The sequence below is a fragment of the Streptomyces sp. NPDC041713 genome (genome assembly GCF_055591085.1).
The window spans coordinates 276484-293963 of sequence record NZ_JBVIZY010000007.1 but is presented as its reverse complement, the minus strand read 5'-3'; the positions used below and the strand labels follow the sequence as shown (position 1 = coordinate 293963).

The window sequence follows — 17480 nt, the reverse complement described above, 5'->3', positions numbered from 1 at the left end:
GGGAGAGGGACCATGTTCGACACGGTGCTCGTCGCCAACCGCGGCGAGATCGCGGTGCGCGTCATCCGTACGCTGCGCGAGCTCGGCGTCCGCTCGGTCGCGGTCTTCAGCGACGCGGACGCCGACGCCCGGCACGTGCGCGAGGCCGACACCGCGGTGCGGATCGGTCCGGCGCCGGCCGCCGAGAGCTATCTGCGCGCGGACCGCCTCCTGGAGGCGGCGGCGAAGTCCGGCGCCCAGGCGGTCCACCCGGGGTACGGCTTCCTCGCGGAGAACGCCGAGTTCGCGCAGGCCTGTGCGGATGCCGGGCTCACCTTCATCGGCCCGCCCGCCTCCGCCATCTCCCTCATGGGCGACAAGATCCGCGCCAAGGAGACGGTGCGGGCGGCCGGCGTGCCGGTCGTCCCCGGCTCCTCCGGCAGCGGCCTGACCGACGCCCAACTGGCCGACGCGGCGCGCGAGATCGGCACCCCGGTACTGCTCAAGCCGAGCGCGGGCGGCGGCGGCAAGGGCATGCGCCTGGTGCGCGACGAGGCGCTCCTCGCCGACGAGATCGCGGCGGCCCGGCGCGAGGCACGCGCCTCCTTCGGCGACGACACGCTGCTCGTGGAGCGGTGGGTCGACCGCCCCCGGCACATCGAGATCCAGGTCCTGGCGGACGGCCACGGCAACGTGGTGCACCTCGGTGAGCGCGAGTGCTCGCTGCAGCGCCGCCACCAGAAGATCATCGAGGAGGCGCCCAGCGTCTTCCTGGACGAGGCCACGCGCGCGGCGATGGGCGAGGCGGCGGCCCAGGCGGCCCGCTCCTGCGGCTACGCGGGCGCGGGCACGGTGGAGTTCATCGTGCCGGGCAGCGACCCGTCGTCGTACTACTTCATGGAGATGAACACCCGCCTCCAGGTGGAGCATCCGGTCACCGAGCTGATCACCGGACTCGACCTGGTGGAGTGGCAGCTGCGGGTCGCCGCCGGTGAGCGGCTCCCCTTCACCCAGGACGACATCACCCTCACCGGGCACGCGGTGGAGGCGCGCGTCTGCGCGGAGGACCCCTCCCGCGGCTTCCTGCCGTCCGGCGGCACCGTCCTGGCGCTGCACGAACCGCAGGGCGACGGCGTGCGCACCGACTCCGGGCTGAGCGTGGGCACGGAGGTCGGCAGCCTCTACGACCCGATGCTGTCCAAGGTCATCGCGTACGGCCCGGACCGGGCGACGGCGCTGCGCAAGCTGCGCGCGGCCCTCGCCGACACGGTCACGCTCGGCGTGCCGACGAACGCCGGCTTCCTGCGCAGGCTCCTGGCCCACCCGGCGGTGGTGGCGGGCGAGTTGGACACCGGCCTGGTGGAGCGCGAGGCGGACGGCCTGGTCCCGGACGGCGTCCCCGGGGAGGTGTACGAGGCGGCGGCCGCGGTCCGCGCGGACGCGCTGAAGCCCACCGGCGACGGCTGGACCAACCCCTTCTCGGTGCCCAGCGGCTGGCGGCTCGGCGGCACACCGGCGCCGGTGACGCACTGGCTGCGCATCGCCGGGCACGACCCGGTCGACCACCGGCTGCGCGGCACCGGCCACACCGTCACCCCGGACCAGGTGCGCGTCACGGTCGACGGCACCCTGCACACCTTCCGCCGCGCGGGCGACTGGCTCGGCGCCGGGGGCGACGCCTGGCACGTCCAGGACCACGACCCGGTGGCGGCCTCCCTCACCGGCGCCGCGCACGCCGGGGCCGACGCCCTGACCGCCCCCATGCCCGGCACCGTCACCGTCGTGAAGGTCTCCCCCGGCGACCAGGTGGCCGCGGGCCAGAGCCTGCTGGTGGTCGAGGCGATGAAGATGGAGCACGTCATCGCCGCCCCGCACGCCGGCACCGTCACCGAGCTCGACGTCACCCCGGGCACGACCGTCGCCATGGACCAGGTCCTCGCCGTCGTCACCCCCGAGGAGGAGCAGGAATGACCAGCCCCACCCCGACATCGGAGGACGAGCCGCTGGAGCTGGCACAGGCGCCGCTCCCCATGGTCGTGCCCACCCGGGGCCTGCCCGCCCGCGTCCGCATCCACGAGGTCGGCGCCCGCGACGGACTGCAGAACGAGAAGGCGGTCGTCCCCACCGAGATCAAGGCGGAGTTCGTCCACCGGCTGGCCGACGCGGGCCTGACGACCGTCGAGGCGACGAGTTTCGTGCACCCCAAGTGGGTGCCCCAACTGGCCGACGCCGAGCAGCTGTTCCCGCTCCTCGGCGACCTCGACGGCATCCACCTGCCGGTCCTGGTGCCGAACGAACGCGGCCTGGACCGCGCCCTCGCGCTCGGCGCGCGCCGCGTCGCCGTCTTCGCCAGTGCCACCGACTCGTTCGCCCGGGCCAACCTCAACCGCACGGTGGACGAGGCGCTCGCCATGTTCGCCCCGGTGGTGGCCCGCGCCCGCGAGGAGGGCGCGCACGTGCGCGGTTACCTCTCGATGTGCTTCGGCGACCCCTGGGAGGGCGCGGTGCCCATCTCCAAGGTCGTCCGCGTCTGCCGCGCCCTGCTCGACATGGGCTGCGACGAGCTGAGCCTCGGCGACACCATCGGCGTGGCCACCCCGGGCCACGTCTCCGCGATGCTCGCCGCGCTCAACGCGGTACAGGTGCCGACCGAGCGCATCGGCGTGCACTTCCACGACACGTACGGCCAGGCGCTCACCAACACCCTGGCCGCGCTGCAGCACGGCGTGAGCACGGTGGACGCGTCCGCGGGCGGCCTCGGCGGCTGCCCGTACGCGAAGAGCGCCACCGGCAACCTCGCCACCGAAGACCTCGTCTGGATGCTGCACGGCCTCGGCATCGAGACCGGCGTCGACCTGGTCCGTCTCAGCGCCACCAGCGCCTGGATGGCCGATCAGTTGGGCCGACCCAGCCCGTCCCGCACCGTCCGCGCCCTCACGGCCCGCTCGCAGGACGAGCAGACCGCGTCGCGCGACGCCTCCCACCAGGAGCAGTGAAGACACGATGGACCATCGCCTGAGCCCCGAGCACGAGGAACTGCGCCGCACGGTGGAGGCGTTCGCCCACGACGTCGTCGCCCCCAAGATCGGCGACTTCTACGAGCGCCACGAATTCCCCTACGAGATCGTCCGCGAGATGGGCCGCATGGGCCTGTTCGGCCTGCCCTTCCCCGAGGAGTACGGCGGGATGGGCGGTGACTACTTCGCCCTCGGCATCGCCCTGGAGGAGCTCGCCCGCGTCGACTCGTCGGTGGCGATCACCCTGGAGGCGGGCGTCTCGCTGGGCGCCATGCCGCTGCACCTCTTCGGCACCGAGGAGCAGAAGCGCACCTGGCTGCCGAAGCTGTGCGCGGGCGAGATGCTCGGCGCGTTCGGCCTGACCGAGCCGGACGGCGGCTCGGACGCGGGCGGCACCCGGACGACGGCGGTGCGCGACGGCGACGAGTGGGTGATCAACGGCTCCAAGTGCTTCATCACCAACTCCGGTACGGACATCACGGGCCTGGTCACGGTCACCGCCGTCACCGGCCGCAAGGAGGACGGCCGGCCGCTGATCTCCTCGATCATCGTGCCGTCCGGGACGCCCGGCTTCACGGTGGCGGCGCCCTACTCGAAGGTGGGGTGGAACGCCTCGGACACCCGCGAGCTGTCCTTCGCCGACGTCCGGGTCCCCGCCGCGAACCTGCTGGGCGAGGAGGGCCGCGGGTACGCGCAGTTCCTGCGCATCCTCGACGAGGGCCGGGTCGCGATCTCCGCGCTCGCCACCGGTCTCGCCCAGGGCTGCGTGGACGAGTCGGTGCAGTACGCCAAGGAGCGGCACGCCTTCGGCAGGGCGATCGGCGCGAACCAGGCGATCCAGTTCAAGATCGCCGACATGGAGACCCGGGCGCACATGGCCCGGGTCGGCTGGCACGACGCGGCATCGCGCCTGGTCGCGGGCGAGCCCTTCAAGAAGCAGGCGGCCATCGCCAAGCTCTACTCCTCGACGGTCGCGGTGGACAACGCCCGGGAGGCCACACAGATCCACGGCGGGTACGGCTTCATGAACGAGTACCCGGTGGCCCGCATGTGGCGGGACTCCAAGATCCTGGAGATCGGCGAGGGCACCAGCGAGGTGCAGCGCATGCTGATCGCCAGGGAGCTCGGCTTCGCGGGCTGAGGCGGGCCCGCGCGCGGGCCGGGCCGGTGTGACGCGGGGGACGCCGGGGGACGCTGGACCGGAAGTTAGCTTAGGTTAGCCTAAGCTTTAGTTCCGGCCAGCGGCCCCCGCCGCCGTACGTCACGAAAGCAGAGACCCCCATGCCCCAGGCCCGCTTCCCCCAGCCGTCCCGTCGCGGCATCCTCGCCGCCGGCGGCGCCCTCGGCCTCACCGCCGCACTGGCGGCCTGCGGCACCGAGAAGAAGGACGGCTCCGGCACCGAGGGCGGCGGCAAGACCGGCCCCTGGAGCTTCAAGGACGACCGGGGCACGACCGCGAAGCGCGACGCGACGCCGAAGAACATCGTCGCGTTCACCGGTGTCGCCGCCGCCCTGTTCGACTACGGCATCGAGGTCAAGGGCGTGTTCGGCCCGACGAGGACCAAGGACGGCAAGCCCGACGTCCAGGCCGGGGACATGGACGTCAGCAAGCTGACGGTGATCGGCAACACCTGGGGCCAGTTCAACATCGAGAAGTACGCGGGCCTCGCCCCGGACGTGCTGATCTCGACCATGTTCGACGACAAGGGCACCCTCTGGTACGTGCCCGAGGAGAGCAAGGACAAGATCCTGAAGCTCGCCCCGAGCGTCGGCATCAGCGTCTACGACCGCCAGCTCACCCACCCGCTGCAGCGCATCCAGGCGCTCGCCGAGTCGCTCGGCGCGGACGTGAAGTCGGCGAAGGTCACCAAGGCGAAGAAGCGCTTCGAGGACGCCTCCGAGCGGCTGCGCAAGGTCGCCAAGGCGCACAAGGACATCAGGGTCCTCGTCGGCTCCGCGAGCCAGGACCTGTTCTACGTCTCCGGCTCGAACCTCTCCGTCGACCTGGAGTACTTCAAGGCGCTCGGCGTGAACCTGGTGGAGCCGCCGGAGGCGGCGAAGAAGGAGTCCGGCGGCTGGTTCGAGAACCTCAGCTGGGAGAACGTCGACCGGTACGATGCGGACGTCATCATGATGGACAACCGCACCTCCGCCCTGCAGCCGGCCGACCTCGACAAGTCCAAGCCGACCTGGAAGAAGTTGCCCGCGGTCAAGGCCGGTCAGGTCATCTCCCGGGTCACCGAGCCCATTTTCTCGTACGACAAGTGCGCGCCGATCCTGGAGGACCTGGCCGACGCGATCGAGAAGGCGAAGAAGCTGAAGTAGGGCCCCCACGCGCCCGGTTCCACCGACTGCCCCCTCCCCCTCGGGAGGGGGCGGTTCCGTTTTCCGGCCCCGGACCCCACCCGAACACTGAATTAGGTTAGGCTTACCTTACTTTCTCACGTCCCCTCACCAGGAGGGCAGTTCATGCGCTCGCACCTGCTCAACGACACCAACGCGGAGCGGTACCGCGGCTCCGTGACCGAAGGGGTCGAGCGGGTGGCTGCCCGGCTCGCCACCGCCTCCCGGCCGTTCACCGGGATCACCGCCGACGCCCTCGCCCCCCGCGTCGACGCCGTCGACCTGGACGAGCCGCTGCACGACACCCTCGCCGCGCTCGACGAGCTCGAAGAGCTGTACCTGCGCGACGCCGTGCACCTCCACCACCCGCGCCACCTCGCGCACCTGCACTCCCCCGTCGTCATCCCCGCCCTGGGGGGCGAGGCCGTGCTCAGCGCCGTCAACTCCTCCCTCGACACCTGGGACCGGTCCGCGGGCGCCACCCTCATCGAGCGCCGCGTCGTCGACTGGACGGCCGGACGCATCGGCCTCGGCCGGGACGCCGACGGCGTGTTCACCGGCGGCGGCGCCGAATCCGACCTGCACGCCCTGCTGCTCGCCCGCGAGGCGGCCGGGGACCGGGACCCCGCCACCCTGCGGGTCTTCACCTCACAGGCCGCGCGGCCGGGCATCCGCAGGGCGGCCCGGGTGCTCGGTCTCGGCGAGGACGCCGTCGTGAGCCTCCCCACCGACCGGAACAAGCGCCTGCAGACCGTGGCCCTCGCCCGCGCCCTCGATCGCTGCCGGCGCGAGGACCTCTCGCCCATGGCGGTCGTCGCCACCGCGGGCACCCCCGACTTCGGCTCCATCGACCCGCTGCCCGAGATCGCCGAGCTGTGCGCGCAGTACGGCACCTGGCTGCACGTCGACGCCGCGTACGGCTGCGGGCTGCTCGCCTCGCGCAGGTACCGGCACCTCCTCGACGGCATCGAGCACGCCGACTCCGTCACCGTGGACTTCCACAAGTCCTTCTTCCAGCCGGTGGGTTCGTCGGCGCTCCTGGTGCGCGACCGGGCGGCGCTGTCCCGCACGACGCACCGCGAGCGCGTCCCCGACCAGGCGGACAAGTCCCTGCGCACGACCCGGCGCTTCGACGCCCTGAAGCTGTGGATGGCGCTGCGCGTGATGGGCGCGGACGCCGTCGGCGACCTCTTCGACGAGGTGTGCGCGCTGGCCACCGAAGGCTGGAAGCACCTCGTCGCCGACCCGCGGTTCGACGTCGTGGTCGAACCCCAGCTGTCCACGCTCGTCTTCCGCTGCGTCCCCGCCGCGATCTGCGCGCCCGCCACCATCGACCGCGCCAACCTGTACGCCCGCAAGGCGCTGTTCGCCGCCGGGGACGCGGTGGTGGCGGGGGCCACGGTGGGCGACCGCCAGTACCTGAAGTTCACGCTGCTCAACCCGGAGACGACCCTCGCCGACCTCACGGCCGTCCTGGACCTGATCGCCGGCCACGTCGAGCAGTACCTCGCGGAGAGGGGGGAGCACCTTGACCGCGCTTGCTGACCTCCGCCGGATCACCGGCCGCGGGATCACCGGCCGCGGACGAGCCGACTTCACGCTCCGGCGGCTCGATCCCCTGACCGACTCCGAGCTGGTGCACACCTGGGTGACGCACCCGGAATCGGAGCACTGGATGATGCGGGGCGCCACCCTGACGGACGTCGAGCGCACCTACATGGCGATCGCCGCCTCCGGGCACCACGAGGCGTTCCTCGGTCTGTACAAGGGCGTGCCGTCGTTCCTGGTGGAGCGGTACGACCCCGCGTACGCGGAGCTGGTCGGCCTCTACGAGCCGCGCCCCGGCGACGTCGGCACGCGCCATCTGACCGCCCCGTCCGCCGTGCACGTCCCCGGCTTCGCCCGTGGTGTGCTCACCGCGGTGCTGCGGGAGCTGTTCGACGACCCGGCGGCCGAACGGGTGGTGATCGACCCCGACGTACGCGACACGCGGGCCCACGCCCTCAACGAGTCCGTCGGCTTCCGCGCCGAGACGGTCGTCCAGAAGCCGGAGAAGGAGGCTCTCCTGAGCTTCTGCACCCGGGAGCGGTTCCAGGCCGGGCGGGGCTTCCGGGACGGTCCCCGGGAGCCCCGCTCCTGAACGTGCCCGATCTCCCCGCTACTTGGCGGGCCAGGGCACCTGCGGCGACTTGTAGTAGCCGATGCCGAGCGCGTCCCAGCGCGGGGCCTGCGCGGCGAGCCGCACCTTGTAGGTGTCCCAGTCGTGCGTGGCCGCGGGCGACCAGCCGAGCTCGGCGATGCCGGGCAGCCGCGGGAACGCCATGTAGTCCAGGTGCGCGGAGGTGGAGAGGGTCTCCGTCCACAGCGGCGCCTCGACACCGATGACCGAGTCCGCGGGGGCGCCCTGGAGGTAGGTGGCCGGGTCCCAGTCGTAGGAGCGCCGCACCTCCACGTATCCCGCCCAGGACAGCCCGAGCGGGGTGTCCTTGGTGTACTTGTGGTCGATGTAGGCGCGGTCGGCCGGCGAGAGGACCAGCTTGGTGCCGTTCTTCGCGGCGTTCACGACCTGCTGGCGCTCGGCGGCGCCGGTCTGGTCGTAGCCCCAGTACTGCGCGACGGCCCCGGCCACCGGCTTGGCGGCGGTCAGCTGGTGCCAGCCCACCACCGTCTTGCCGTACTTGCCGACCACCGGCTGCACCTTGTCCATGAAGGCGACGAAGTCCTCGTGGCTGGTGGAGTGGGCCTCGTCGCCGCCGATGTGGAGGTACTTGCCGGGCGTCATCGCGGCGAGCTCGCGGATCACGTCGTCCACGAAGTCGTACGTGACGTCCTTCTTGACGCAGAGCGAGCTGAAGCCGACCTCGGTGCCGGTGTAGAGCGGCGGGGCGACGCCGTCGCAGTTGAGTTCGGCGTACGAGGCGAGCGCGGCGTTGGTGTGCCCCGGCATGTCTATCTCCGGGACGACCTCCAGGTACCGCGAGGCGGCGTAGTCGACGATCTCCTTGTACTGCGCCTTCGTGTAGAAGCCGCCCTGCCCGCCGCCGACCTGCGTGGAGCCGCCGTACGTCGTGAGCCGCGGCCAGGAGTCGATGGCGATGCGCCAGCCCTGGTCGTCGCTGAGGTGCAGGTGCAGCTTGTTCATCTTGTAGAGCGCCGCCTGGTCGATGTAGCGCTTGACCTGGTCGACGGTGAAGAAGTGCCGGGAGACGTCGAGCATGGTGGAGCGGTAGCCGTAGCGCGGCGCGTCCTTGATGGTGCCGCCCGCGATCCGCCACGGCCCGCGCTGCCTGCTCTGCTGCTCGGCGGCGGCGGGCAGTTGCTGGCGCACCGTCTGGACGCCGTGGAAGAGTCCGGCGCCGGTACGGGAGGTGATGGTGAGGGAGCCGTGCGCGGAGACCACGCGGTATCCCTCGGCGCCGAGCGCCTTGTCCGCCGGCGCGTTGCTGATGCGCAGCCGGATGCCGTCGCCGCCCCGGTCGGCGGTGACCGGGAGCCGGTAGCCGGTGGAGGGCCGCAGCACCCGGGCGAGGTACTCGCCGACGCGCCGCTCCTCCGCGCTGCTCTTGCCGACCCGGATCCGGGTCTTGGCGGTGATTTCGTATCCGGCCCCGCCCGGGTCCGCCTCGAGCGGCGCGGGCACGATCTGGCCCAACGGGGTGACGGGCGGTGCGGCCGGCGCCGGGGCGGGCGCGGCGGCGAACGAGGAGATTCCGGCGGCCGCCACCAGCAGCAGCGCGCCGAACAGTCGTGTCGATCTTCTCTGCGAGCTCACAAGCGGGTCCCTTCGACGGGCCTGCGCCGCGGTGGGGCACGTGTGCGGCGCGTCTGTGGTGGCGCGTGGCGCAACTGTGGTGCATCGCAATCGAACGGTCCCCATTGGTAACCCGGCCCCTACAAGGGGTCAAGGGGTGTAGACCTTTTGTCCGAGGGGCCGATGCGAGAATCCCCGCATGGCGGAAATCATCCAGCGCGACGGGACCTGGACCTTCGACGGCGAGACGCTGCGCCTGGTGCCGGGTCACGACAAGAACGTCTCCCCACTGCGCAGGGCACTGGGCGAACTGACCGTGCCGCTCGGCGCGTTGGCGGGCATCGCCTTCGAACAGGGCAAGAGGTCGGGCCGGTTGCGGCTGCGGCTGCGGGACGGCGCCGACCCGCTGCTCCTGGCGACGGGCGGGATGCTGTCGGGCTCCGCGGACCCGTACCAGCTGGGCGTGGAGCCGGACCGGTACGGGGTGGCGGAGTATCTGGTCGACGAGGTCCGCACCGCCCATCTGCTCGCACAGGTGCCGGCCACGCCCTGTGACGCGTATCTGCTCGCGGGCCCGGCCGTGCCGCTCTCCGTCTCCGCGGGGGACGGCACCGCGAACTTCGACGGGGAGACGGTCCGCCTGGAGTGGAACTGGAAGACGGAGGAGGCGAAGTCGGCGGCCGGGCCGCGGTCGCTGGCGCTCGACGACATCGCCGCCGTGGAGTGGCAGCCCGCGGCCGGCCTGGAGAACGGCCACCTCCGGTTCACCGTGCGGAACGCGCCGACCAAGGCGCCGCCGAAGTACGACCCGAACGCCGTCGAGCTGTGGGGGTTCAAGAAGGACCCGCTGATGGCGCTGGTGGCCGCCGCGGTCCAGGTCCGCCTCCCGCACCCCTCGGCGCCGCCGGCCGCGCCGCCGACCGGGAAGTCGCTCGCTCCCCCGCCCGCCGCCGCACAGGGCGTCGCCGCCCCGCAGTCCGGCGCCGAGGACCATGACGCGCTGCTGCGGCGCCTGCGCGAGCTGGGCGAGCTGCACCAGGCCGGGATCCTCACCGAGGCGGAGTTCACGACGGCCAAGCAGGCGGTGCTGCGCCGCATGTGAGCGCGCCCCCGAGCCCCCTGCCGGCCCTTGGTCGGTACCGCTGGCCCGTACCGCCGGAACCCGTTGCGACACGATCCTGCCCGATTCCGGGCAGGATTCTTGCGAAGCACCCTGCGATACCCCAGGATCAACGCATGCACGACGACCTGGTGGATCACCTCACCCGCAGCACCCCGCTCCAGCGGGGCGAAGCGCTGCGGGTCATCCAGGACGTGCTCGCCTACTTCGACGAGACGACCGAGGAGTTCGTCCGTCGCCGCCACCGCGAACTGCAGGGTCAGGGCCTGCTGAACGCGGCGATCTTCGAGAAGATCTCGGCGGATCTCGCATACCGCGCGGTCGCGCCGCCGGAGCTCACCCTCCGGCAGCTGCGCCGCATCGTCTACGGCTAGGAATCCCTTCATGTGCGGAATCGTCGGATACATCGGCAAGCGTGACGTCGCCCCGCTCCTCCTCGAAGGCCTGCAGCGCCTCGAGTACCGCGGCTACGACTCCGCGGGCATCGCCGTCACCGGCCCCAAGGCCTCCGGCCTGAAGATGGTGAAGGCCAAGGGCCGCGTCCGCGACCTGGAGGCCAAGGTCCCCGCCCGCTTCAAGGGCACGACCGGCATCGCCCACACCCGCTGGGCCACCCACGGCGCCCCCTCCGACGAGAACGCGCACCCGCACATGTCGGGTGACGACAAGGTCGCCGTCGTCCACAACGGCATCATCGACAACGCCTCCGAGCTGCGCGCCAAGCTCACCGCCGACGGCGTCGAGTTCCTCTCCGAGACCGACACCGAGGTCCTCACCCACCTCGTCGCCCGCTCCCAGGCCGACACCCTGGAGGAGAAGGTCCGCGAGGCGCTGCGGCACATCGAGGGCACGTACGGCATCGCCGTCCTGCACGCCGACTTCAACGACCGCATCGTCGTCGCCCGCAACGGCTCCCCCGTCGTCCTCGGCATCGGCGAGAAGGAGATGTTCGTCGCCTCGGACGTCGCCGCGCTCGTCTCGCACACCCGCCAGGTCGTCACCCTCGACGACGGCGAGATGGCCACCATCAAGGCCGACGACTACCGCACGTACACCACCGAGGGCTCGCGCACGACGGCCTCGCCGACCACCGTGGAGTGGGAGGCCGAGTCGTACGACATGGGCGGCCACGACACGTACATGCACAAGGAGATCTTCGAGCAGCCCGACGCCGTGGACCGCGTCCTGCGCGGCCGCATCGACGACCGCTTCTCCACCGTGCACCTCGGCGGCCTGAACCTCGACGCGCACGACGCCCGCAAAGTGCGCCGCGTCAAGATCCTCGGCTGCGGCACCTCGTACCACGCGGGCATGATCGGCGCCCAGATGATCGAGGAGCTGGCCCGCATCCCCGCCGACGCGGAGCCGGCGTCCGAGTTCCGCTACCGCAACGCGGTCGTGGACCCCGACACCCTCTACATCGCGGTCTCGCAGTCCGGCGAGACGTACGACGTGCTCGCCGCCGTCCAGGAGCTCAAGCGCAAGGGCGCTCGCGTCCTCGGCGTGGTGAACGTGGTCGGCTCGGCGATCGCCCGCGAGGCGGACGCGGGCGTGTACGTGCACGCGGGCCCGGAGGTCTGCGTCGTCTCCACCAAGTGCTTCACCAACACCACCGTCGCCTTCGGGCTGCTGGCGCTGCACCTGGGCCGCATCCGCGACCTGTCGGTCTCCGACGGCAAGCGGATCATCGAGGGCCTGCGCAAGCTGCCCGGCCAGATCTCGGAGATCCTCAAGCAGGAGGACGAGATCAAGAAGATCGCGAAGAGCTACGCGGAGGCCCGCTCGATGCTCTTCATCGGGCGCGTACGCGGCTACCCCGTCGCCCGCGAGGCCTCCCTCAAGCTCAAGGAGGTCTCGTACATCCACGCCGAGGCCTACCCCGCCTCCGAGCTGAAGCACGGCCCGCTCGCGCTCATCGAGCCCGCGCTGCCGACGGTCGCGATCGTCCCGGACGACGACCTCCTGGAGAAGAACCGCGCCGCCCTGGAGGAGATCAAGGCCCGCAGCGGCAAGATCCTCGCGGTCGCGCACCAGGAGCAGGAGAAGGCCGACCAGACCATCGTCGTCCCGAAGAACGAGGACGAGCTGGACCCGATCCTGATGGGCATCCCGCTGCAACTCCTCGCCTACCACACGGCGTTGGCGCTCGGCCGGGACATCGACAAGCCGCGCAACCTCGCCAAGTCCGTGACCGTCGAGTAGTCGAGCGGCGGACACCCGGCGCCCCCTTCGTGAAACGACCCCCTGTGCGTGCCACCAGCACACAGGGGGTCGTTCCTCGAAGGGCCGGGGTCGCCCATTACCCCGACCCGCGCCCAGGTCACTTTCGTACCCTTCACAAGGGCGCAAAGCACCTCTACGCGCCAGTAGATTTATCTGTGCACAAAACCACTGCACACGGCGGTGGTTGAGGTGGTAGGCGCCGGGTCATTCGCGGGCCCGTCCTTCAACTCGCCGGAGGGGCCGGGGCGTTACGGGATGACGATGACGGGACGCTGCGCGCGGCGCGCGAGCCGGCCCGCGACGGAGCCGAAGATGCGGCCGACGATGCCGTGCGTGGAGCCGACGACGATCGCGTCCGCGCTGTACTCGTGGCCGACCTCCTCCAGCTCGTGGCAGATGTCGCCGCCGCGCTCGACGAGGATCCACGGCACCTCGGACAGATAGTCCGCGCAGGCCAGCTCCAGGCCGAGGACCTCGGTGCGGTGGTCCGGCACGTCGACGAAGACCGGGGGCTCGCACCCCGCCCACACGGTGGTGGGCAGCCGGTTGGCGACGTGGACGATGATCAGGCCCGAGCCGGAACGGTGGGCCATGCCGATGGCGTAGGCGAGGGCCCGCTCACTGGAGGTCGAGCCGTCGAAGCCGACGACGACACCGTGCCGGAAGGCGGGATCGCAGGAGTGACGTGGTTCTTCCGCCGCTTGGGGGGTCGCTGTCGGATCGGCGACCTGCCGCTTGCGGTTCGCGGGTTCGGAGAATTCGTGACCGGCCATCGGTGTCTCGGCGAAGGAGTCCTCTGTGGGAGGGTCGGCTTTTCGGTGGTGCCAAGGTGTGGTGCCAAGGTGTGGTGCCAAGGTTCAGAAATGGTTCAGGGACCTGGGAGGTCGTCCGGGAATCATCTTCCCAACCCCATACCCCCAAGGGTACGGCGACACTCCTCTCCTGCCCAGAGCCTGCGAAAAGCCCCGAACGGAGCCCCGCCGGGGCCTGCACAGGGCTCCCGGCGTCCACCGGAGCATGCACGAGCCTCGCCCGTATGGCAATGGTTGCTGCCTCCTACAGGCGGTTTGCCCACCCGTCCGGCGGCCCCCCGCGCCCTCCCCAGTGACCCGCCGCCGGACCGGGCGTTGAACCTCGGTACCTCACCGCCACAGGGAGCACGCCGTGCCTGGATCTTCGACCGCGCCCCCCTCCGCCCCCCGCTTCCCGGCTTCACCCGAGCAAGGCCCGCAGCACCGGCAGGCCCCCGCGGCCCGGCCGCCCCGGCAGGGGCAGCACGGCCCGGCCCACGGCCACCGGCGCACGACCGAGGGAGCGCACGAACACCGCCCCGGCGGGGTGCTCGCGCCGCGCGCCCGGGACCGGCAGGACGCGCCGGCGCCGGATGCGGTGAGCGACGTGGTCCGCTGGGCCGCGTTCAGCTGTGTGCTGGTCCCCGTCGTCCTCGTGGGATACGGGACGTCACTGGCCGGCGCCGCCGGCTCGGCGCTCGGCCTGGTGGCCGTCACCGGCGTCTGCCGGGTGCTCCTGCGCCAGTCCGAACGGGGCGCCGCGCGACTGCTTGCAGAACAGAACAACGGGTACCGGGGACGGCACGGCAGGACGGCTCCGGGGGCGCACAGGGGCACTCGTCACAGTGCCGACGGTGCGCCGGTGGACTGACTGATTCACACACACGCCCCCGTAGCTTTTCAGCCAACTTCCGGAGCTCGCGGATCTGCTGGCCGAACGCCCCCTCAACCCCCGTCCGACCAGGGCTGAAAGGTGCTCTCGGGCCGTCCGCACCCTACGGGGACCGGCCATGGAGCAGAGGCGCACTTCCCAGCGGGCCGCGCGAGTGCAACGCTTCGTGATCGAATGCTTCACGCCAAGTTGCCATGTCGACAATCTGCCGAGTGATGAACTGGTCACCCCGGCAGCACGGGACGCAGTAGATTCGATCTTGACTGTATTACGGCGGGGGACTGGTGGAGGACCGAGGGGAAACGTGCAGCAGCGACAAGCCAGGCAAGCACGTCAAGGACAGGGAGCCGCGACGCCCGAGGGGGGTTTAGCACCATGAGCCACGACTCCACTGCCGCGCCGGAGACCGCGGCTCGGAAACTCTCGGGGCGGCGCCGCCGGGAGATCGTAGCGGTGCTGCTCTTCAGCGGCGGTCCCATCTTCGAGAGTTCCATACCGCTCTCCGTGTTCGGCATCGACCGGCAGGACGCCGGCGTCCCCCGCTACCGGCTGCTCGTGTGCGCCGGCGAGGAGGGACCGCTGCGGACCACCGGCGGGCTCGAACTGACCGCGCCACACGGCCTGGAGGCCATCGGCCGGGCGGGCACGGTCGTCGTACCGGCCTGGCGGTCGATCACGTCACCGCCGCCGCCCGAGGCGCTCGACGCGCTGCGCCGCGCGCACGAGGAGGGCGCCCGCATCGTCGGGCTGTGCACCGGCGCGTTCGTACTCGCCGCGGCGGGCCTGCTCGACGGCCGCCCCGCGACCACCCACTGGATGTACGCGCCGACGCTCGCGAAGCGCTATCCGTCCGTCCACGTGGATCCGCGCGAGCTGTTCGTCGACGACGGGGACGTCCTGACGAGCGCCGGCACCGCGGCCGGAATTGATCTCTGTCTGCACATCGTGCGCACGGACCACGGCAACGAAGCGGCGGGCGCGCTCGCCCGCAGGCTCGTGGTGCCGCCGCGCCGGGCCGGCGGCCAGGAGCGCTATCTGGACAGGTCTTTACCGGAGGAGATCGGCGCCGACCCGCTCGCCGAGGTCGTCGCGTGGGCCCTGGAACACCTCCACGAGCAGTTCGACGTGGAGACCCTGGCCGCGCGCGCGTACATGAGCAGGCGCACCTTCGACCGCAGGTTCCGTTCGCTGACCGGCAGCGCGCCGCTGCAGTGGCTGATCACCCAGCGGGTGCTCCAGGCCCAGCGGCTCCTGGAGACCTCCGACTACTCCGTCGACGAGGTCGCGGGCCGCTGCGGCTTCCGCTCGCCGGTGGCGCTGCGGGGTCACTTCCGGCGCCAGCTGGGCTCGTCCCCCGCCGCCTACCGGGCCGCCTACCGCGCCCGCAGGCCGCAGGGCGAACGGGTGCTCGAGTCGGTGCCGGCGACGGCGCAGTCCGTGCCGGCCCTGGTGGAGGCGGGCCCGGTGCCGAGCCAGACCCGGCGCACGGCGGCCGCCAGCGCGCTCGGCCCCTCGGCCTCGGTGCCCACCGATCCGGGCAAACCGAGCTCGGACGTGTACGCGCCAGGACGTGCTCCCCTGCCCGGCCAGAGGAGCGCGCCGTAGGGTAAGACGCATGAACGATCGCATGGTGTGGATCGACTGCGAGATGACCGGGCTCTCGTTGACGGACGACGCACTTATCGAGGTGGCCGCACTGGTCACCGACTCGGAACTGAACGTGCTCGGCGACGGTGTGGACATCGTGATCCGCCCGCCGGACGCGGCGCTGGAGACCATGCCCGAGGTGGTGCGCACCATGCACACCGCCTCGGGGCTCCTCGACGAGCTGGCCGGCGGCACGACGCTGGCCGACGCCGAGGAGCAGGTGCTGGCGTACGTACGTGAGCACGTCAAGGAGCCCCGCAAGGCTCCGCTGTGCGGAAACTCGGTCGGCACCGACCGCGGCTTCCTGCTGCGGGACATGAAGACCCTGGAGGAGTACCTCCACTACCGGATCGTCGACGTCTCCTCCGTCAAGGAGCTGGCCCGGCGCTGGTACCCGAGGGCGTACTTCAACAGCCCGGACAAGAACGGCAACCACCGCGCGCTCGCCGACATCCGCGAGTCCATCGCCGAGCTCCGCTACTACCGCGAGGCGATCTTCGTCCCGCAGCCGGGCCCGGACTCGGACACCGCGAAGACGATCGCGGCCAAGCACGTCCTGCCTGCGGAGTAGCCTCCGCGGGTCCCCGTGTACGGGGTCCGGAATACGTGGGCGCGAGCACCCCTTCGGACCCTGTACACTTTTTCTCGGCCGGTCGGAAGAACGACAAAGACCGGACATGGTGGGTGTAGCTCAGTTGGTAGAGCACCTGGTTGTGGTCCAGGTGGCCGCGGGTTCAAGTCCCGTCACTCACCCTGATTGATCAAGGCCCGATCTGCGAAAGCAGGTCGGGCCTTGATCGTTTCTTCGACCCTCGGGCCCCGCCGGGGGCTTTTGGTCCTGCCCCGGCAGGCGGTCAGCGAGGGCGGACCGCCCGCTGTGCACGCGCGATGATCATCTGCGCGTCTGCCCCGTACACGGCCGATGCGCTGAGCGTGTCCCAGATGCGGAGGTAGGTGGCCACGTTGTCGTCGTCGTCCAACCACAACTCCGCGTGCCAGTCCTCGGTGATGACGAGCCGCTCGTCCAGGACCCAGAACCCGTTGGCGGCGGGGACCTTGAGCGGGGCGGAGAGCGGAATGACGCCGAGGTGCACGGTGTCCATGCCGATCGTGCCTGCGAGCCGGTCGAGCTGGCTCGCGAGGACGGCCGGTGAGCAGATCAGCGCGTGGAGGGCCGCCTCCCACACCAGGGCGTGCAACCGGTGGCCCGTCTCGTGCACCCACTCCTGGCGCCGTATGCGCAGGCGCACCGCTTCGTCGGTGTCGCGCTTCGTGCCATGGAGGTCGGCGTAGCGCAGGAACACGGCGCGGGCGTAGTCGGCGGTCTGGAGCATGCCGGGGACCACGGCCTCCTCCCACGCGCGAATGACCGTGGACCGGCTCACCTCAAGATTCCAGCCGTCCTGTACGGGCCGGTGTCCCGATGTGAGTTGTCGACGCCAGGAACGGATGTGGGACTCGAACCCCTTGAGACGCGCGTCGAGCTCGGCGAAGACCTCGGGCCGGCCGACACCCTCTGCCCAGGTGCGCAGGTCCTCGGGCGTCGCCGTCTGCTGACCGTTCTCCAACTTGTAGATCTTGGAGTGCGGCCAGCCCAGTCGTCGGGCGAGTCGCGGGCCGGTGAGCCGACCATCAGGACCGGAGAGTCGCAGCTCGCGGAGCCGGGCTCCGAGAGACTCGCGGGCCTGCTGGAAGTCTGTGCTCACCGTCTCCCTGC

General features: G+C 71.4%; 15 protein-coding genes and 1 tRNA gene. 13 read left to right on the top strand and 3 right to left on the bottom strand.

What is annotated here, in order from left to right; translation table 11 throughout:
- Nucleotides 1–12 precede the first annotated feature (12 nt).
- The 6 genes from ACZ6CV_RS23475 (at nucleotide 13) to ACZ6CV_RS23450 (ending at nucleotide 7479) form a co-directional block, all read left to right on the top strand.
- Complete coding sequence (locus tag ACZ6CV_RS23475) at nucleotides 13–1950, top strand: acetyl/propionyl/methylcrotonyl-CoA carboxylase subunit alpha (protein WP_469252758.1); 1938 nt, start codon at nucleotides 13–15, stop codon at nucleotides 1948–1950.
- Nucleotides 1947–2975, top strand: coding sequence for a hydroxymethylglutaryl-CoA lyase (locus ACZ6CV_RS23470; protein ID WP_469252665.1), 1029 nt, complete (start codon nucleotides 1947–1949; stop codon nucleotides 2973–2975). Before ACZ6CV_RS23475 ends, ACZ6CV_RS23470 begins: the two co-directional genes overlap by 4 nt.
- Nucleotides 2976–2982: 7 nt before the next feature.
- Nucleotides 2983–4137: an acyl-CoA dehydrogenase family protein gene (locus ACZ6CV_RS23465; RefSeq protein WP_469252664.1), complete on the top strand. Its 1155-nt coding sequence runs from the start codon at nucleotides 2983–2985 to the stop codon at nucleotides 4135–4137.
- 140 nt (nucleotides 4138–4277) lie between these two features.
- Nucleotides 4278–5321: an ABC transporter substrate-binding protein gene (locus ACZ6CV_RS23460; protein ID WP_469252663.1), complete on the top strand. Its 1044-nt coding sequence runs from the start codon at nucleotides 4278–4280 to the stop codon at nucleotides 5319–5321.
- Nucleotides 5322–5465: 144 nt separating this feature from the next.
- Nucleotides 5466–6884: a pyridoxal phosphate-dependent decarboxylase family protein gene (locus tag ACZ6CV_RS23455; RefSeq protein ID WP_469252662.1), complete on the top strand. Its 1419-nt coding sequence runs from the start codon at nucleotides 5466–5468 to the stop codon at nucleotides 6882–6884.
- A gap of 25 nt (nucleotides 6885–6909) precedes the next feature.
- Nucleotides 6910–7479, top strand: coding sequence for a GNAT family N-acetyltransferase (locus ACZ6CV_RS23450; RefSeq protein WP_469252757.1), 570 nt, complete (start codon nucleotides 6910–6912; stop codon nucleotides 7477–7479).
- 18 nt (nucleotides 7480–7497) lie between these two features.
- Here ACZ6CV_RS23450 and ACZ6CV_RS23445 read toward each other — a convergent pair whose 3' ends face one another.
- A complete protein-coding gene (locus tag ACZ6CV_RS23445; protein WP_469252661.1) occupies nucleotides 7498–9111 on the bottom strand; it encodes a beta-N-acetylhexosaminidase in 1614 nt (537 codons plus the stop codon).
- 178 nt (nucleotides 9112–9289) lie between these two features.
- Between ACZ6CV_RS23445 and ACZ6CV_RS23440 the strand changes: the two genes are divergently transcribed.
- The 3 genes from ACZ6CV_RS23440 to glmS all read left to right on the top strand — a co-directional run bounded on the left by ACZ6CV_RS23440 (nucleotide 9290) and on the right by glmS (nucleotide 12412).
- On the top strand, nucleotides 9290–10192 hold the full coding sequence (locus ACZ6CV_RS23440) for a DUF4429 domain-containing protein (protein WP_469252660.1): 903 nt from the start codon (nucleotides 9290–9292) through the stop codon (nucleotides 10190–10192).
- A gap of 134 nt (nucleotides 10193–10326) precedes the next feature.
- Complete coding sequence (locus tag ACZ6CV_RS23435) at nucleotides 10327–10584, top strand: hypothetical protein (protein ID WP_362368930.1); 258 nt, start codon at nucleotides 10327–10329, stop codon at nucleotides 10582–10584.
- Nucleotides 10585–10594: 10 nt separating this feature from the next.
- A complete protein-coding gene (gene glmS / locus ACZ6CV_RS23430) occupies nucleotides 10595–12412 on the top strand; it encodes a glutamine--fructose-6-phosphate transaminase (isomerizing) (RefSeq protein ID WP_469252659.1) in 1818 nt (605 codons plus the stop codon).
- Nucleotides 12413–12681: 269 nt separating this feature from the next.
- Here the strand turns inward: glmS and ACZ6CV_RS23425 are convergent, their stop codons facing one another.
- A complete protein-coding gene (locus ACZ6CV_RS23425) occupies nucleotides 12682–13206 on the bottom strand; it encodes a universal stress protein (RefSeq protein ID WP_469252658.1) in 525 nt (174 codons plus the stop codon).
- Between the two features lie 565 nt (nucleotides 13207–13771).
- Between ACZ6CV_RS23425 and ACZ6CV_RS23420 the strand changes: the two genes are divergently transcribed.
- The 4 genes from ACZ6CV_RS23420 (at nucleotide 13772) to ACZ6CV_RS23405 (ending at nucleotide 16516) form a co-directional block, all read left to right on the top strand.
- A complete protein-coding gene (locus ACZ6CV_RS23420) occupies nucleotides 13772–14095 on the top strand; it encodes a hypothetical protein (protein ID WP_469252756.1) in 324 nt (107 codons plus the stop codon).
- 396 nt (nucleotides 14096–14491) lie between these two features.
- Nucleotides 14492–15721: a GlxA family transcriptional regulator gene (locus ACZ6CV_RS23415; protein WP_362368924.1), complete on the top strand. Its 1230-nt coding sequence runs from the start codon at nucleotides 14492–14494 to the stop codon at nucleotides 15719–15721.
- Nucleotides 15722–15731: 10 nt separating this feature from the next.
- On the top strand, nucleotides 15732–16334 hold the full coding sequence (gene orn, locus ACZ6CV_RS23410) for an oligoribonuclease (RefSeq protein ID WP_355819829.1): 603 nt from the start codon (nucleotides 15732–15734) through the stop codon (nucleotides 16332–16334).
- Nucleotides 16335–16443: 109 nt separating this feature from the next.
- Nucleotides 16444–16516: transfer RNA gene (locus ACZ6CV_RS23405), tRNA-His, on the top strand.
- Between the two features lie 101 nt (nucleotides 16517–16617).
- On the opposite strand, the gene ACZ6CV_RS23400 is transcribed toward ACZ6CV_RS23405, so the two are convergent.
- Nucleotides 16618–17469, bottom strand: a complete 852-nt coding sequence (locus tag ACZ6CV_RS23400; RefSeq protein ID WP_469252657.1) for a helix-turn-helix domain-containing protein — start codon at nucleotides 17467–17469, stop codon at nucleotides 16618–16620.
- Between the last annotated feature and the right edge of the window lie 11 nt (nucleotides 17470–17480).

What these genes read in the sequence shown, in the direction of transcription:
- ACZ6CV_RS23475 (WP_469252758.1), top strand. Translation starts at nt 13, where the DNA reads ATGTTCGACACGGTGCTCGTCGCCAACCGCGGCGAGATCGCGGTGCGC.
- ACZ6CV_RS23470 (WP_469252665.1), top strand. Translation starts at nt 1,947, where the DNA reads ATGACCAGCCCCACCCCGACATCGGAGGACGAGCCGCTGGAGCTGGCA.
- ACZ6CV_RS23465 (WP_469252664.1), top strand. Translation starts at nt 2,983, where the DNA reads ATGGACCATCGCCTGAGCCCCGAGCACGAGGAACTGCGCCGCACGGTG.
- ACZ6CV_RS23460 (WP_469252663.1), top strand. Translation starts at nt 4,278, where the DNA reads ATGCCCCAGGCCCGCTTCCCCCAGCCGTCCCGTCGCGGCATCCTCGCC.
- ACZ6CV_RS23455 (WP_469252662.1), top strand. Translation starts at nt 5,466, where the DNA reads ATGCGCTCGCACCTGCTCAACGACACCAACGCGGAGCGGTACCGCGGC.
- ACZ6CV_RS23440 (WP_469252660.1), top strand. Translation starts at nt 9,290, where the DNA reads ATGGCGGAAATCATCCAGCGCGACGGGACCTGGACCTTCGACGGCGAG.
- ACZ6CV_RS23435 (WP_362368930.1), top strand. Translation starts at nt 10,327, where the DNA reads ATGCACGACGACCTGGTGGATCACCTCACCCGCAGCACCCCGCTCCAG.
- glmS (WP_469252659.1), top strand. Translation starts at nt 10,595, where the DNA reads ATGTGCGGAATCGTCGGATACATCGGCAAGCGTGACGTCGCCCCGCTC.
- ACZ6CV_RS23425 (WP_469252658.1), bottom strand. Translation starts at nt 13,206, where the DNA reads ATGGCCGGTCACGAATTCTCCGAACCCGCGAACCGCAAGCGGCAGGTC.
- ACZ6CV_RS23415 (WP_362368924.1), top strand. Translation starts at nt 14,492, where the DNA reads ATGAGCCACGACTCCACTGCCGCGCCGGAGACCGCGGCTCGGAAACTC.
- orn (WP_355819829.1), top strand. Translation starts at nt 15,732, where the DNA reads ATGAACGATCGCATGGTGTGGATCGACTGCGAGATGACCGGGCTCTCG.